This is a genomic window from Caulobacter sp. DWR1-3-2b1 (assembly GCF_049895765.1).
GTDB lineage: Bacteria > Pseudomonadota > Alphaproteobacteria > Caulobacterales > Caulobacteraceae > Caulobacter.
Genome location: NZ_JAFCSZ010000045.1, coordinates 1 through 15,709, shown reverse-complemented (window position 1 = coordinate 15,709; position 15,709 = coordinate 1). Strand labels below are relative to the sequence as shown.

Here is a 15,709-nt window from a genome sequence, read left to right as displayed (position 1 = left end):
GGCGCCTTAAGACGCTCAAGGGCCTGACCCCCTACGACTTCATCTGCAAAATGTGGACAAAAGAGCCTGCAAGATTCAAGATCAATCCGATCCATCAAAGCCCGGGACCAAACACCTAGCGTCGTGACCAATTTTCACAAGGTCGTGGTCGAGCCCCTGCACGAATTCCTGACCGGTCGATGTGCGCTTCGGCGAATTCCTGCGGGCGATTATCACCGCTGACACGGACCTGATCCCGGACGACCGCATGAACTACCGCCTCGCCTTCGTGGAGGCGTTCCGCCGCCGGGGCATCTTCCCGGAAAACTGCCAAACGGAAGACCCGCTATGGGTGGAACTGACCCACAGGTTCTGACGCTCGACCCGTCCAGCGGCCGACCTCAGGCGAGCGCATTCCTGGCGTCGGTCGTCGAGGCGCCCACGTCCCCTGTCGGACGACGGCGCAGGAAATATAAGCCAGCCAGGATCGTGCAAACGGCGCCGACGATGCTCGTCGCGTAGATGCTGGCGATGAAGAAGCCGAGCCAGTCCAGGCTGACCATCGCGAAATTGCGCCAGAGCAGCAGGGCGACACTGCCGAGATAACCCGAGGCGTCGGCGACGTAGATCAGGAAACCCGCCGTGCCGACCTGACCGCTGAAGGCGATCATTCGGTCAAACAGCATGGCGTTGAAGGGGGTGTAGGCCATGTAGAGGCCCGCGCCTGTCAGGACCATCCAGGTCAGTGGCGTCACCAGATGAGCCTGGAAGGCCAAGGTCGCGAGGCCCAGCAGCAGGAATCCTGCCAGGATGACGCCGTGCATCACCAAAAGCGCCCGCAGATTGTCGCGCACCAGCATTACTGCGCCCATCACCGCCAGGGCGACGGCGGCGACCGGCAGTTCGCTGGTGGTGAAGACGCCCGAGGCTTCGCCAAAGCCCAGGGCGATCCAGATTTCAGCGGCGAAATTGTCGCGGAAATCCCGCAATGCGGTCAGCAGCACATAGGCCATTACCAGCAACACGACGCCAGGCGCGTAGGCGGCCAGAAACGCGCGGCGCCTGGCGCGATCCATCGGCTGGCGACGCACGCGGGCCGCCTCGTCGGCGGGGCTGGGCGGCGGCAACTGAACCAGGGCCCAGACCGAGACGGCCAGCAACGGCAGAAAGAGAGCGCCGGTCGCGGCGGGCATCCAGAACGGCGAGACATCGAGATCGACCATCAGCCACTTTCCGACGGACTTCACGACACCGGATGACAGGATGAAGCTGGCGCAAAGGATGGCGCCCAGCACCTCGGACGTGCGCCGCCCCTCCATAAAGCCGAACACCAGCCCCCAGATCATGCCCAGGGGCAGGCCATTCAGCACCAGGGCGGCGACGTTCCAGGGCGCCGGAACGACAGCGAAGGCCAGCAGGGCCAGCCAGGAAGCGCCGATCAATCCCAGGATGGCCGCGCCGCGCTGTGACGGAGCAATCTCGGAGATCACCTTGACGCCGATGAGCTTGGAGGCTGCGTATCCAGCGACCTGGGCCAGCACCAGGGCGATCTTGTAGTCGATCGCGAAGGTCCAGCCATCGACAGCGCCAAAGGTCGCTGCCGCGAAAGGCTTTCGGAAGGCATACATCGAGAAATAGGCGCAGAAGCCAGCCAGGCCCGCGAACAGGGTGAAGACCAGAGGATTGGCTCGCTCGAGCCAGCTTCGCGGACCTGAACTCATCTAAACGCCTCCTACGAGACGTTTGGTCTATACCACCTGCATGGCGTTTCGATGACGAGGCGGCGACGTCTAGAAGAGGCGTTTGGCGTTCAGCGACAGACCAACCACGTCACCGCACGCGGATATCGACGCTGACTTTCAGGGCGTCGTGACGCCAGTATTCGCGGTCGAACTCGACCACGCGCCCTTGTGAGTCGTAACACGTGCGCTCGACGCTTAAGCCGGGCAGGCCAGACTTCACTCGAAGAGCTTCGGCCTCGCCAAGGGTCAAGGCGCAGGGGCGCATGTCGACCTTGTTACGCGCGACGCGTATCCCGTAGACGGACTTCAGGACACTGGTCAGCGAACCGTCCAGATCGTGGTCCACCAGGCCCGGCGCCAGGGAGGCGTCGACGACGATGCTCTCGATCAGCACGGCCCGTCCGTCGATCGAGCGCCGACGGCGGATCCAGTACATCGGGGCGCCGACAGGGCGTGAAAAGATCTGGCTCAGCATGGCGTCGCAGGCGATCACGGTCTTGCTGAGCGTCTCGGTCGCCGGCTGCCGTCCTTGCGCTTCGACATACGACATGAAGCCTTCCCAACGTGTCGGATCGTAGACCACGGGAGGCGGGGAAACATACCAGCCGCTGCGGTTCTTTCGATAGATCAGTCCCTCGGCCTCGAGCTGAAAAAGAGCCTCCCGGATCGTGCCTCGCGCCACGCCGCCGCCGACCTGTAACTGCCGCTCCGAGGGCAGGCGCTCGCCAGCCTTCAGCTCTCCGCCGACGATCCGCTCGGCAATGTCGTCGCGGACTCCAAGATAGTGGAGGTTTTCTGGTTGCTGCATTGTCGGGACCTGCTGGCGGTCAGAATCCGCCTGATGCGAGGATGGAAGCCCGCTACGCCCAGGTCAAGAAACGGGATCAGCCCATGACAGCCAATCTTGGCGGGATCCGTGCGTCACGAAAGATTCGCTGAAGACGGGTCAATTTTGGTCTATACCAATTCGCCAACACGGAGGTGTGGCCGGACCACCCATCGTCGCGTGCGCTGCAGCGCCTACGGATACCTTATGATCTCTCCCTCTTTGGCCGACGCTTTCGTGGCCGAACTTGCCGGTCTCTTCGCCCGATTTGGTGGCCTCCGTTATGGAGAAGGCGTCAGCCAGCTGGAGCACGCGCTCCAAACGGCCCATCACGCCAAGGTCAATGGCGCGCCGGCTGCGCTGATCGTCGCCGCCCTGCTGCACGACGTCGGGCACCTGATACAGAAGGTCGGCGACAACGCGGCGGACCTCGGCATCGATACGCGCCACGAGCACATCAGCGCTGGCTATCTGGCGCGGGCGTTTGGCCCTGAGGTTACAGAGCCTGTACGCCTGCACGTGGCGGCCAAGCGCTACCGGGTGGCTGTGGAGCCCGCCTATCTTGAGCGTCTCAGCAGGGCGTCCCTGCAGAGTCTGGCCCTGCAGGGCGGCCCGTTGAGCGAGGGCGAAATCGAGGCGTTCCTGGCTGAGCCGGCGGCGGCCGCCGCTCGCCAGCTGCGCGGCTACGACGAAGCTGGCAAGGCTCCGGACGCTGAAGTGCCCAGCTTCGAGACCTATTACGACCTTCTTCGAGATCAGATCGATCGCGCGGGTAAAATTCCGGTCTGATGGCCAAACCTTTGGGGGGCTATGGCGCTGACTCTTCCGAGACCAGATGCTGCAGCACGCGCTTTTCCAGCACCAGCAGCGCGCTGACCTGGTTGGTGCGCATGACGAGCCCACCGGCCAGCGGCTTGGCGGCCTCGTGCACGGCGCGGGCCAGGCGCAGGAATTCCGGCTTCCCCCGTCCGCCGGCGCCGTACAAAGCGCAGAGCTGTCGCCAGTCCTGCACGAAGCTGTCCAGCAGCATGTCAAACAGCGCGGCGCAGCGCCTGGCTTCGGCGGTGTCGGTGGCGACCGCCACTTCTGCGCGGAGGTCATCGACCAGCCACTGCACTTCAGCCGCGGGCATGACCGGTGAGCGCTGATCGGCTTCGGTCAGCAACTTTGGACTGACCTTGGGGTCCCAGGCGACCGCCCGCCATTGCTCGCGTGGCGGCGCCTGCCCGCAGGCGAACCGCCAGAACGCCGCCGTGCCGGTGGTGTCGGCGACAAGATGGATGCGCTCGGCGCTGGCGTTGTTCTCGACATGGTGCCGACGCCAGTTGTCGAAGATCCACGCTTCGCCAGCGCCCATGTGCACGGCTTGCCCGTCGCAATGGAACCGCACCTCCGGCCAGGTGAAGACGGGGATGTGAAGCCGCACCCGCCTATGCCAGTGGTAGTTGATGTCAGCATGCTCCGGCACGCCTGCGCCGGGCGCCAAGCGCATCAGTCGTGATCGGCTCCACACTACGCCAAAGCCCGCGAGGACCTGGCGCAGATAGGGCATGGCTTCAAGCCAGGGCGTCGGCAGCATCTGTCCGTGGACGGAATCTGTCTCGCCCCCGCTGGCGCTGATCAGGCGCGCGGCGCTGTTGCCGCTCAGTTGGTCTGGGTGTGAAACCCAAGCCGTCGCAGGCAACGCCGCGACCTCGGCCTGCATACGCGCCACGTCGAAGAGCACCGGAAGCTGGAAGAAGGGGCGCGACAACCGCATGGATCAGTCCCTGTAGCTGGTCAAGGCGTCGCCCAGCGCATCGCTCAGGGGCGCGAGCCAGGGCGCGTAGTGTCGCCATTGGTTGAGACCCTCCCGGCCAATGGGCTGACGCACCTGCTCGGAACTGGGCGTGCGCACACTGCGGCGGGTCTCGTGGAAAGCCAGGCAGGCCGCCTCGAAGGGCAATCCGCAGCGATTCAGCAGGCGTCGCACGCCGCCTTCCAGATCCTCGACCAAGTCTTCGTACTGCACCCTCAGTACCCGCCCTGGCAGCACCTCGTCCCAATGCCGCATGAGATCCAGATAGGTGCGGTAGTGACGGGCGATATCGTCGACGCCGTAGGTGAATTCCTGATTGGTCGTGCCAAACAGCTGCTTGAGGTTGCTGAAGCAGCAGGCCATGGGTTCGCGCCGCACATCGATGATCGTCGCCCGGGGAAACATCAGCTGAATCAGGCCGATGTGCCAGAAATTGTTCGGCATTTTGTCGATGAAGAACGGCCGGCCCAACCTGCGATAGACGCGCGTATTAGCCAGGAAGCGCTCGCCGAGCGACCCGACATCCCCCGCCGTCAACCGCGCGAACGCCTGGGGGGCCAGCGGCAGGCCGCAATCGGGATCGCGACCGCACAGCTCGCCGGCACACCGGCCGATCTCGGTCAGTTCCTGCGTGCCCTCCACGCTGGAATGGGAGGCGAGGATCTGCTCGATCAGGGTTGAGCCCGAACGCGGCAAGCCCAGGATGAAGATGGGGTCCGGGTCGTCCAGGCCCCAGCCGGCGCGCGCGGCGAAGAATTCGGCGGTGAAAACCTGCTTCAGTCGGACAGCGCAGGCCTCCGCGACCTCCGGGCGATAGCGGCCGGCGGCGCGCCGCATCGCATTGCTGCGCTCGTAATATTGCCACGAGGTGGCGTAGTCGCCCCGGTCCTCCAGAGCCTTGCCCAGGGCGAAGCACAGATAGACGCGGTCCATGTCCTGGATTACGGGCTGGATTTCCGCGACGCGCAGGCGCGCGATCTCATCGTCGGTGAAGCGATAGGTCTTGAGGTTGGCGAGGCTGAACCAGGCCACGCCGTAGTCCGGCCGGGCCGTCAGGGCGGCGCGATAATCGGCGATGGCATCCGGTTGCCGGCCCGCGACCTTCAGGGCGTTTCCTCGCCACAGGCGCAGATCGGCGACCTCCGCTCCCGATTGGGATGGCCCCACCAGCAGCCGCTCGTAGAGATCGATTACAGGTTCGTGGTCGCCCAGGCCGACGCAGGCCGCGCCATACTGCTTGAGGTAGTCGCGGCTATCGGGATCGTGCCCGAGCAGATGCTCGGCCTGCTGCCGCGCCTCCAGGTGCTTCCGCTGTTGCAGCAACACCATGGCGTAGTCGAGTCGCGCCGCGTGATAGTCCGGCGCGCGCTCGATCACCGATTTCAGCAAGGCCTCGGCCTCTTCGGGCGCGTCGCGCTCCTGGCGGATCCGCGCCAGCAGGCGCAGGGCGCCGACATTGTCGCCATCCGTGTGCAGATAGTCCCGGATGATCTCCTCGGCCGGCGACAGGTCGCCATCGGCCAGCAGGCTGTTGGCCGCCACGACCTGGGACGGCAGTTGTCTCAGCATTGCCAGATGCTGGGCCGCTGTGGCCGCCTGGGCTGTGTCGTCCGACATGCGGAAGAGCTGCTCCAGCATGTCCCAACTGGCCGGCAGCGTCGGATTGAGGCGCACCGCCTCGCCCAGAGCGTCGATAGCTGCCTCAGCGTCCCCAAGCAGGACGTGGCAGTGGCCGCGCTCCTGATAAAGGCGGCTGAACCGGGGATGCAGCGCCTGCAGTCGCGCCAGGACGTTCAGCGCATCCGCAATGCGTTGGCCCGCACGCAGGGCCATGGCCTCTCGCAACAGGGCGTCGCGGTCAATGGAACTGGCGCCAGACTTCATCGCGCCGGGCTCGAACGCAGGAACGGCTCAAGCCAGTCGGGGTCCGGCTGGTCGGCGTCGTAATATTCGAAGATCAGATGCGCGCGGTCGGTCTCGCCGTCGTTGCGCACCCAGTGCGGACCAAGGTTGTTGACCTCTACCGCCCCGCCTACCGGGAAATTGTGCTCTTCCCCGCCGAAGAACGACACCACCCCGGGATTAGTCGACAGCGGCACATGGATCTTGTGCGGCCACTTCGCCGCAGGATTGCCGTCGATGTGCGGGTGGATCACCCCGCCTGGAGGCATCTTTGCCAACATCACCCGAGGAAACACCCCGCGCGTGTAGCCATAGTCGCGGACGGCCTGCGCCATCACCGGCTCCAGCAGGTCGCGCCACTCTGGCCAGGCTGCGCGGTCGTGAGAACTGCGCCAGTCACGGGGGGTGTCGACGAAGCGGAAGACAATGTGCCGGGTCGCGTCCAGCACCTCGAACCTGTTCGGCTTGCCAGCGTTCTCTGCGATCCAGACAGTTTCGGGGATTGCCAGCAGGGCCTCCAGCAGCGCCGCGATGTCGACCGGGCCCAGCTTGCGAACGCCCGTGGTCTTGCGCGGATTGGCGGCGAGACCGGCGCTCATCTCAGGCCTTCGAAGGTGTAGCCGAACAAGTCCAGATCCTGCGCATAGCGCGCGGCGACGCCGTCGACCAGGGCGCGGTCGTAGTAGCGGCGATAGTCGCCATGCCGGCTGCCATTGATGCGGTCGAGCGGGCGGGAAGGAATGCCGATGCGCGCGCAGATCGCATCATACGACCCCTGCATGTCTTCGACACGACCGACGCTGTCGGCCAACAAGGTTTGGCCATCCTCGTCGACCAGCAGCGAGGCCTGTGGCTGGAACAAGACATGATGCTCTGGCGGTTCCTCGAACAGAAAGTGACGCATCGCCTCTCGCGGCTGCCGCTCGAAGACGTCGCCGCCCCGCAGCATGAACGCGCAATATGAGACGAAGCGGTCGAACGGATTTCGCACGAAGGCAAACTTGAAATAGCCGCGAAAGGCCTCCTCACCGAGGTATGGCCGCACTTGGCGCAGGGACAGGTGGCCATGCCGGATCGCCGCCAGATCCTGCCACGGAAAGCGCTTGTCGACGAACAGACCCACCTGTTCGACGTCGTCGTCGCCCAGTTGCTCGCGCAGGGCCTGCCGCACGGAATGGGTGCCGGTCTTGGGCACGGCGGCGAAGATGAAGCGGTGGCTATGAGAAACGATCATGTTTCAGGACACACAGAAAAGCGCCCTCCAAAGAGGGGGCGCGGTCTCGGCATAGGGCCGTCTTAGAACTTGTAGCTGAGCCCGACCATGTAGGTCGCGCCGCTCTGGTTCTGGTTGTAGAGGTAACGGTTCTGCCCCCAGAACTGCGTATCCTTCTGGTTTGTCAGGTTGACGGCGTCCAGGGTGAGCTGCAGTCCGTCGGCGATGTTGAAGAAGGCTGCGGCGTCGATATAGGTGCCCGCCTCGAAGCCCCGCGTGCTGGCGCTCATGACGGAATCGCTGATCCCGCTGTACCAGCGTGCGCGATGGCTCAGCGAGCCTCTCACGCCCCACTGGCTGGTCTCATAGTAGAGCGTGGCGTTGTAGCTGGTCTTCGATACGCCGGTGAGCGCTTCTTCCGCGTCCACATAGGTGTAGTTCGCCACTGCGCCGATGTTGTTGAACGGCGCCGGCAGGAACGAGAACTGGGTCTGCGCCGCCAGCTCCAGTCCGGTCAGCTTGTTCGAGCCTTCGACGTTGATCGGCATCGAGAACTCGGAAACGATGGTGTTGGCCGTTGCGCCCGGAATGGTGGCGAACGGGACGCCTGTCTGGCTGAACGGGATGTTCTCGAGCGTCTGTGAGCCGATGTAGTTGGTGATTTTCTTCTGGAACACGCTTGCCGACAACAGGCCGACCTCGCCGAAATAGTACTCCACCGCCAGATCGAGCGTGGTGTCCTTGTAGGGTTTAAGGTTGGGATTGCCGCGTGATGCGGTGATCTCGCCCGAGTCGGAGTTCTGGAAGGCCGAGCCCTCGGCGGCCATCGAACCCAGTCCTGGACGGTTCAGGTTCTTGGTGGCCGAGAAGCGCACCAGGACATCCGGAGTCAGTTCCAGCACCGTGTTCAAGGCCGGCAGCACGCCCGAATAGCGGCCTTCCACGTCGGTCGTGCCCAGATAGGCGTAGCTGTCGCCCTGGATCCAGCCGGTGCTGTGGGTGTCGGTCTGGTAGCCGCGCAGGCCGATATTGCCGCGGAAGCGCTTGCCCAGCAGTTCGCTGTCCCAGTCCATCTGAACATATTCGGAGATGGTCTCTTCGGTAGTCTCGTAGACGTTCTCGATGTCCTGGAGCGCGCCACCCGTCCCGTCGGTATTCGGCCCGAAGCGGTGGTACTCGTTGTACTTCTTGAAAGCCTTGGCGTAGTCGCCGATCAGCCACGAACCAAAGCTGTTGGTGAACACGGAGGTGATGTCGGCCACGGAGGTGCCCCGCGCCTTTGACCGGGTTCCGTTGACGTTGTCGTCATAGAAAAGGTCGATGCCGTCCTGCGCGAAGCGATGATAGGCCGCCCCCGCGCGCAGCGTCAGCGTGTCGGACAGCTCGTAGTGCAGGTTCAGCGTCCCCTCCCGCAGCTCCGATGAATTGTCGAAGCCGCGGTAGTAGAACGAATCCATCGCGTAATTGGCTGGATTGGTAGGGTCCCAGCCCGAATAGTCGAACGCGGCCGAGCGGCCGTCGGCGCCGTAGTTGGCGATCAGGTTGCCCTTGGCGCGCATGTAAAGCTTGTCGTCATACGGGGTCTTGTAGGTCGATTTCTCGTAGCCGACATGCCCGTCGACCGACAGCCGGTCGGACGCGTCCCACTTGCCGGTCAGCACCAACTGGTTGAAGTTGTTTTCGTTCAGCGACCGGCGGTGCTCGCTGCCGAACGTCGTGCCGGTGACATCGGTCTTGGTGACATAGTTGCTGTTGTCCCAGGCCAGGGCGTTGATGACCGACCCCTTCTGAAAGACCGCGGGCCAGACCCCGCCGGGGGCGGTGTCGAACGCCACCGAGCCTGTCGACGAGAGTGGTCGCGTGGCCAGATGCACCTCGTTGCGGTGGGTCTTGAACTCGCCGTGCAGCGCATCCAGCGTCAGCAGCAGGTCGTCCGTCGGCTGCCACTGCAGCGCTGCCGTGACGCCCAGGCGCTCCATCTTGGCGTTCCAGGAGGATGTGCGGTTGCCGTCGGCGAGATACAGGTCGCCGGACAGGAATTTGGCCTGCTGCGCGGCGCTCAGCTTGGAGATATCCAGGCCTTTGGCGACCAGAGACTTCAGGGTCGTCGCGCTCGGCTGGGAGTAGTTATAGGTATTACGCCCCTGCTCGGTGGTCTTGCGCTTGCTGTAGGCGACCGAGAACAAGGCGCCAAACCTGTTGTCCCAGTTATGGCTGATCAAGGCGGCGACGCGCGGCTGGGTGTCTTCGGTATATTCGTTGCTGCCGATCTTGATCGACACCGCGCCCTTGGAGCCCGGCGCGTAGTCGAAAGGTTTGCCCGTGAACAGGCCGACGGTGCCCGCCATGCCGCCTTCATGCTGGGCCGCCTGGAAGGTCTTCTCGACCTCCACCCGTGAGAACAGCTCCGAAGCGAAAATGTTGAAGTCGAAGGCGCGGTCGCGCGAGCGCTGACCGCGGCTGTCCTGTGCGGAGTCGACATTGCCCAGCACTTCCATGCCGTTCAGCTGAACGCGGGCGAAATCAGGACCCAGGCCGCGCAGCGAGATGCGTCGGCCCTCGCCTGCCTCCCGGTTGATCTGCACGCCTGGCAGGCGTTGCAGCGATTCAGCCAGGTTCAAATCCGGGAACTTCGCCATATCCTCGGCGACGATCACGTCTTTCTGAATAACCGAATCCTTCTTGATCCGGCGCGCATCGCCCAGCGACTTCCGGAAGCCGGTGACGACCACCTCATCTACCAGATCGCCGGCGGCCTGCTGCGCGACAGCCGCCGACGAATGTGCGCCGGCGACCAGCGCCGCCACCGTAGCCAGCAAAAAGCTCTTCAGGTTCGGACGCATGGCCCGAAAGGGATATAGCTTCGACATGTGTGGACTCGCCCCCAACTGGTATGAACCAGTGTGGTTAGAGCAGGTCGCCACGACACCTGCGTGACAACGCCAATCTGCGGCGGGAATTTCTCTTCTGCGCGCCGATTGCGCGTGTATGCGCCATTGGAGAAGGGCACCTCCTGGGGATGTAGGCAGCAGACCTCAGTGCCCGGATCGACGTCCAGCGATGCTTCCGACGCCGCTGGGGTCGGTCGTTGGCGGGCAGGCGCCACCGCTCCGTGTGCACGCCGATCAGTGAGCGACAGTCGCAAAACTGCAAACTTGCAGTGCTACTTGGTCTATACCAAATATCAGTAGGTTGACTAAATCAATGAGTTTCGCTGACGGGCCGGCGCCGAAGGAGAACCGGACGCCGGCCCGTCAGCAGTCATTCCCTCATGCGACCGGAAACGGAAAGACCAGTGCTTCGGCATGACCTGATCATCGTAGGCGCGGGCATTGTCGGGCTCGCCCATGCCTTGGCCGCAGCGCGGCGTGGCAAGCGGGTGCTCGTGCTGGATCGAGACGCGCAGGCCAACGGCGCCTCCATCCGCAATTTCGGCTTCGTCACCGTCACGGGACAGGAACGCGGACGGGTCCGGGAACTGGCGTCCCGCAGCGCTGCGATCTGGCGCGAGATCGCCGGACCGGCCGGCATTTCTATCGAGCAACAGGGACTGCTGCTGGTCGCACAAAGGCTGGAGGCCGTTGCGGTGATCGATGCGTTTCTGGCCACGGAGATGGGCGCATCCTGCACGCGGCTCGATGAGGCGCAGATCGCTGCCCACTGGCCAATGGTGCGCGGGGCACGCGCCGGGCTGCTTAGCAGTGAGGACCTGCGCGTCGACTCCCCCCTCGCAATTCCAGCCCTGTCCCGATGGCTGAGCGACGCGCATCAGGTCGAATTCGCCTTTGGCGTGGCCGTGCACAAGGTGGAAACGGGCTGCGTACACACCGCCGCCGCCACATATGAAGCCGACGCGGTGGTGGTTTGTCCGGGCGACGACTGGGCGTCGCTTTTCCCGCACAGCTTCGCCGCAGCCGGCGTCACCCGCTGCAAGCTGCAGATGCTGCGACTGGCTTCACCCGGATGGCGCCTGCCTTCGCCGGTGATGAGCGACCTGAGCATGGTGCGCTATCTCGGCTATGCCGCCTTGCCTGCGACTGCGGCCCTGCGCGCCAAGCTCGAAGCCGAGGCGCCATCCGCCCTGGCCCATGGCGTTCACCTGATCGCCGTGCAGTGCGCCGACGGATCGCTGGTGGTCGGCGACAGCCACGACTACGCGCCGACACCCGATCCGTTCGCGGCCGCAGCGACTGAAGAGCTGATCCTCGACAGCTACAGGGACGTGCTGGGCCCAGCGCCGCAGGTGGTCGCCCGCTGGACGGGAACCTACGCCTCGGCGGCCGGCCACAGCATTGTTCAAACGCCGGCGCCCGGCGTCCGGCTGGTGGTTGTCACCAGCGGCACAGGCGCCTCGACAGCCTTCGCGCTGGCCGAGGATGTGATGACAGACCTGCTGGGGGAAAGCGCATGAAGCCGCAACTGAAGGCCGTGATCTTCGATTGGGCCGGCACCATGATCGACTTTGGCAGCCGCGCGCCGGTCATCGCACTGTGCGACCTGTTCGCCGCGGCGGGCGTACCGATAAGCGCGGCTGAGGCGCGCACGCACATGGGCATGGCCAAGCGTGACCACATCCGCGCCCTGCTCGACCTGCCGCGCATCTGCGCAGCCTGGATGGCGCACAAAGGCGTGCTTCCCACCGCAGCGGATGTCGATTTGCTGTTCGCCAGGGTCGGCCCGTTGATGCGCGCGACCGCGAGCGCCTGCTCCGACCTGATCCCCGGCGCGGCTGAACAGGTGACGCGGCTGCGCGCCAGCGGCGTCGCGATCGGCTCCTGCACGGGCTACACGCGCGAAATGATGCAGGACATCCTGCCTCGCGCCGCCCAGCAGGGCTACAGCCCCGACGTCGTGGTCTGTGCGGATGACACCCCGTACGGCCGCCCCTCGCCGCTGATGGTATGGAAAAATCTGGTCGAGCTCGGCGTCTGGCCGGCGGCAGGGTGCGTCAAGGTTGACGATGCCGAGGTGGGCATAGCCGAGGGTCTCGCCGCGGGCGCATGGACCATCGGTGTCGCCGCCAGCGGCAATGGCGTCGGGCTATCACGCGAAGAGCTTGACGCGCTGCCGGCGCAGGCGCGAGCCGACCTCATCTCGCGCGCGCGGCAGGCCCTCACCAACGCCGGCGCCCACGCGGTGATCGACACAATAGCCGACCTTCCCCTGGCGCTGGCCGAACTTCCCATCGCGCTACCTAAGTCCTGGAGCCTGTCATGACGAACCCGATCCAGCGTATCCCGCTACTCATCGCGCTCCTTGCCGGCCTGGCGGGCGCGGGCGGCGCCCATGCCGCCACCGCCCAAAAGGCGAAGCATGTGATCATTATCGGCGTGGACGGCCTCAGCCCCGACGGGGTGATGAAGGCAGACACGCCCACCCTGCGCGACATGATGAAGCGCGGCAGCTGGAGCCTGCACGCCCGAGGCGTGCTGCCGACCACCAGCGGCGCCAATTGGGCATCCATAATCAATGGCGCCGGGCCAGAGCAGCACGGCGTAACCAGCAATGACTGGAAGGTGGGCGAGTTCAACTTCCCCACGTCCGTGGCCGGTTCCGGCGGCTTCTTCCCCTCCATCTTCCAGGTCCTCACCGATCAGAAGCCGGAATGGGAAGTGGGTTCGGTGTATGAATGGGAGGGGTTCGGAAACCTCTACGACCACCAGTTCGTGGATTACGATGTCCACGGCAAGGATGAGGGCGAAACGACCGCATTAGCTGTCGACTACATCAAGACAAAGCGGCCTGACTTCCTCTTTGTACACCTCGATCTCGTCGATCACGCCGGACATGCCCATGGCCATGGAACGCCGCACTACTATCAGGCCGTCGCCAAGGCCGATCAGCTGATCGACAGGATCCGGCAGGCCACGGTGGATGCAGGCATAGCGGGCGAGACGGTGATCTTGGTGACCTCCGACCACGGCGGCGTCGGCAAGGGGCACGGGGGAGAAAGCCTGGCCGAACTGGAAATTCCGTGGATTGCCTACGGCAAGGATATCAATCCGGGCGTCGAGCTCGATCTGCCCATCAATACGTTCGACACCGCCGCCACTGTCGCTTGGTTGCTCGGCGCGAAGATCCCCTACGCCTGGCTGGGCCGTCCGGTTACGCTCGCCCTGAAGGGAGAGAAGGCGCCGGAACAGACCTACCGATCCAGCAGCTTCTACGCCTCGCCGGTGATCGAGCCTGCGGCCAATGGCAATGCGCCTCCAGGAGGGCTGTTTATCGGTCAACCGGCGCAAATGACCATCCGCAATCCGAACGCCGTCGGGGAGATCCGCTACACCCTGGACAATTCCATCCCGACAGCCGAATCCAAGCTTTACACCGGCCCGGTCGAGATCGTCCGCAACACCATCGCGCGCGCAACACTCTTCGTATCCGGCAAGCCCGCCAGCGTCCCGGCCACCGGCTATTTCCGCATCCTCGACCTGAAAGGTTCCGAAGCGCGCGGCGTGACTTACAGGGTTTATCTGCTCCCGGAAGGACCCGTGCGCCTTCCCGATTTCTCGCGACTCCAGCCTGCGGCTTCCGGCAAATCCCATGAGTTGACCACCGATGGCCTGACGCTTCCCCGCGGCGACAGCGTCGCCGTGGCGTTCGACGGCTATCTCCACCTCACAGCCGCCGGCGCCTATAATTTCGCGCTCGCCTCGGACGACGGCAGCAAGCTGTACATCGACGGCAAGCTGGTGGTGGACAACGATGGCGACCACGGCGTGATCATGGCCAATGGCAGCATCAACCTTCAATCCGGCAAGCACGCCATCCGTGTGGAGTGGTTCAACGGCGGCGGCGGCGCCTGGCTGGGCGCCTATTTCGAAGGCCCCGGCATTCCCCGCCAGTTCATCGATCCCAACCGACTTACGCAGCAGTAAGGCCAGGGCCGGGAAGAGCTCCCAGGGCGTGCTGCGCGGGTCGCCTGAACCGCTGTAATCAAGCTGACAAAAGACGGCTTTCGCGTCGAACCCCGGGCAGTTGCCCGCCCATCTGCCAACCTCGACGCGGCGCTTGCCGATCCGTCGCAACCTCGCGGATTCCACTCGGGGCAAGATCGATATGGCGCGTCAGCGGCGCCCGCCCCGCCGACGGCGAGTAAGCCCAAGAGCCAACGCCAAGCCGAAAAGCGCCGCGAAACGCATTGTAAAATGCGGTGCAAATGGACTGTGAGACTGAGGTCAATCACAACCCCTGGCGGGCTAAGTGATTGAAGAAAATGGCGCGCAGATACGGATGCTGCCGAGAACTATGAATGGCCGTTGGCAATCTAGCGGACCGAATAACCGTCCGCAAAGGGGTGGAGGCTGTGTGAAAACGCTTTCAGGACCTGGAGGCGCCGCTGACCGGGTCACGAAATGGCTGATCTGGCGCTTTGTCGCGCATGGCGGCCGATCGGGACGCGAAAGTTTTCTTTCGTGAGCGGGTTCTGCCCGACGTTTTCACACAGCCCAGCGGGTAGAACGCGACGCTTGAGTCCCTCTGGAAATCGCTCGACCCCTTTCCCGAGGAGGATTTAGGCGGGTTCCAAGCGACTGAATCTCACCACTAGGTGGATAGCCGGCAGCAACTCTACAACGACTGTGAACATCGTTCTCCCTGATTCGACCTGTTTGTGTGAAAGAGAGCCATGAAGCATGGTGCGGATATAGAGGCGCGTGAGGCGGTCGGGTGAATGACAAGCGGCAAGGTGTTCCTGCTCAAGCTCAGCGACGCGCTTCGCCCGCTTGGTGATCCTTTGGAGGTTCAAACCGTCGCACTCCGCGTGCTCGGCGAGCATCTCGGGGTGAACCGCGCGCGACGTTGACGATGCACCTCCGGATCCTGCGCGGATGAGCGTGAAAGCGGGTGCGCTAAACTTGGAGGGGCCCATAACCTGGTCGGTTCAGGCTGATCAACGGTTTCCCGTTTTGAGGACTTCCATCAGTCCCGCACGATTGATGCAGCTCGCAGATCAAGCCATCACGTTCCGTATTGATGGGGCTACATTCGTAACGCCCGAGCTTAACCAGCAGGTGTACGTCGTCAGAAGTTTTGAGACAGCCGGGTCGCGGATTTAGCGGAGGGTTGGCCTCATCTGGGGTTGATATCTAGGCGGCGATTTTGCGGTGCTGCAAGCGCCGATGTTCGAGAGTCTGTCGCTTGACGCTGGCGCGGCGGCGCAGGATGTCGGCGGCCCGGCCGAAGTAGGCGTCGGCCGGCGTCACATTCTCCAGGCTCTCGTGATAGCGGGCGTGGTTGTAGTGCTCGAT

General features: G+C 64.2%; 13 protein-coding genes and 3 pseudogenes. 8 read left to right on the top strand and 8 right to left on the bottom strand.

What is annotated here, in order from left to right:
- Together ACP69S_RS20915 and ACP69S_RS20910 are read left to right on the top strand one after the other, a co-directional pair.
- Positions 1-119 (top strand): annotated as a pseudogene (locus ACP69S_RS20915) (IS481 family transposase); the annotation flags it as partial.
- 62 nt (positions 120-181) lie between these two features.
- Positions 182-355 carry a hypothetical protein gene (locus ACP69S_RS20910; RefSeq protein WP_426000529.1) on the top strand — a complete coding sequence of 58 codons (174 nt, stop codon included), beginning with the start codon at positions 182-184 and terminating at the stop codon, positions 353-355.
- A 25-nt stretch (positions 356-380) separates the two neighbouring features.
- Here the strand turns inward: ACP69S_RS20910 and ACP69S_RS20905 are convergent, their stop codons facing one another.
- Both ACP69S_RS20905 and ACP69S_RS20900 read right to left on the bottom strand, forming a co-directional pair.
- Positions 381-1,700: a DUF5690 family protein gene (locus ACP69S_RS20905; protein ID WP_426000527.1), complete on the bottom strand. Its 1,320-nt coding sequence runs from the start codon at positions 1,698-1,700 to the stop codon at positions 381-383.
- Positions 1,701-1,809: 109 nt separating this feature from the next.
- Positions 1,810-2,529 (bottom strand): UTRA domain-containing protein, encoded by a 720-nt coding sequence (locus tag ACP69S_RS20900; RefSeq protein ID WP_426000525.1) that lies wholly within the window; start codon positions 2,527-2,529, stop codon positions 1,810-1,812.
- Between the two features lie 225 nt (positions 2,530-2,754).
- Between ACP69S_RS20900 and ACP69S_RS20895 the strand changes: the two genes are divergently transcribed.
- Entirely contained in the window at positions 2,755-3,336 is a 582-nt protein-coding gene (locus ACP69S_RS20895) for an HD domain-containing protein (RefSeq protein ID WP_426000523.1), read from the top strand.
- A 19-nt stretch (positions 3,337-3,355) separates the two neighbouring features.
- Here the strand turns inward: ACP69S_RS20895 and ACP69S_RS20890 are convergent, their stop codons facing one another.
- From ACP69S_RS20890 to ACP69S_RS20870, 5 genes are all read right to left on the bottom strand, one after another.
- Positions 3,356-4,306: an aspartyl/asparaginyl beta-hydroxylase domain-containing protein gene (locus tag ACP69S_RS20890; protein ID WP_426000521.1), complete on the bottom strand. Its 951-nt coding sequence runs from the start codon at positions 4,304-4,306 to the stop codon at positions 3,356-3,358.
- Between the two features lie 3 nt (positions 4,307-4,309).
- Positions 4,310-6,229, bottom strand: coding sequence for a sulfotransferase (locus ACP69S_RS20885; protein WP_426000519.1), 1,920 nt, complete (start codon positions 6,227-6,229; stop codon positions 4,310-4,312).
- Positions 6,226-6,846, bottom strand: coding sequence for an aspartyl/asparaginyl beta-hydroxylase domain-containing protein (locus ACP69S_RS20880; RefSeq protein ID WP_426000517.1), 621 nt, complete (start codon positions 6,844-6,846; stop codon positions 6,226-6,228). Before ACP69S_RS20880 ends, ACP69S_RS20885 begins: the two co-directional genes overlap by 4 nt.
- Positions 6,843-7,481 (bottom strand): sulfotransferase family 2 domain-containing protein, encoded by a 639-nt coding sequence (locus ACP69S_RS20875; protein ID WP_426000515.1) that lies wholly within the window; start codon positions 7,479-7,481, stop codon positions 6,843-6,845. Before ACP69S_RS20875 ends, ACP69S_RS20880 begins: the two co-directional genes overlap by 4 nt.
- 62 nt (positions 7,482-7,543) lie before the next feature.
- Positions 7,544-10,330: a TonB-dependent receptor gene (locus ACP69S_RS20870; RefSeq protein WP_426000513.1), complete on the bottom strand. Its 2,787-nt coding sequence runs from the start codon at positions 10,328-10,330 to the stop codon at positions 7,544-7,546.
- A 425-nt stretch (positions 10,331-10,755) separates the two neighbouring features.
- Here ACP69S_RS20870 and ACP69S_RS20865 point away from each other — a divergent pair, with 425 nt between their 5' ends.
- The 5 genes and pseudogenes from ACP69S_RS20865 to ACP69S_RS20845 form a co-directional block, all read left to right on the top strand.
- Complete coding sequence (locus tag ACP69S_RS20865) at positions 10,756-11,871, top strand: TIGR03364 family FAD-dependent oxidoreductase (protein WP_426000512.1); 1,116 nt, start codon at positions 10,756-10,758, stop codon at positions 11,869-11,871.
- Positions 11,868-12,677, top strand: a complete 810-nt coding sequence (phnX, locus tag ACP69S_RS20860) for a phosphonoacetaldehyde hydrolase (RefSeq protein ID WP_426000510.1) — start codon at positions 11,868-11,870, stop codon at positions 12,675-12,677. Before ACP69S_RS20865 ends, phnX begins: the two co-directional genes overlap by 4 nt.
- Positions 12,674-14,338, top strand: a complete 1,665-nt coding sequence (locus tag ACP69S_RS20855; RefSeq protein ID WP_426000508.1) for an alkaline phosphatase family protein — start codon at positions 12,674-12,676, stop codon at positions 14,336-14,338. Before phnX ends, ACP69S_RS20855 begins: the two co-directional genes overlap by 4 nt.
- A 794-nt stretch (positions 14,339-15,132) precedes the next feature.
- Positions 15,133-15,264 (top strand): hypothetical protein, encoded by a 132-nt coding sequence (locus tag ACP69S_RS20850; protein WP_426000507.1) that lies wholly within the window; start codon positions 15,133-15,135, stop codon positions 15,262-15,264.
- Between the two features lie 209 nt (positions 15,265-15,473).
- Positions 15,474-15,551, top strand: a pseudogene (locus ACP69S_RS20845) (hypothetical protein); the annotation flags it as partial.
- On the opposite strand, the pseudogene ACP69S_RS20840 reads toward ACP69S_RS20845, so the two are convergent.
- Positions 15,548-15,709, bottom strand: a pseudogene (locus ACP69S_RS20840) (IS3 family transposase); the annotation flags it as partial. The pseudogenes ACP69S_RS20845 and ACP69S_RS20840 overlap by 4 nt on opposite strands.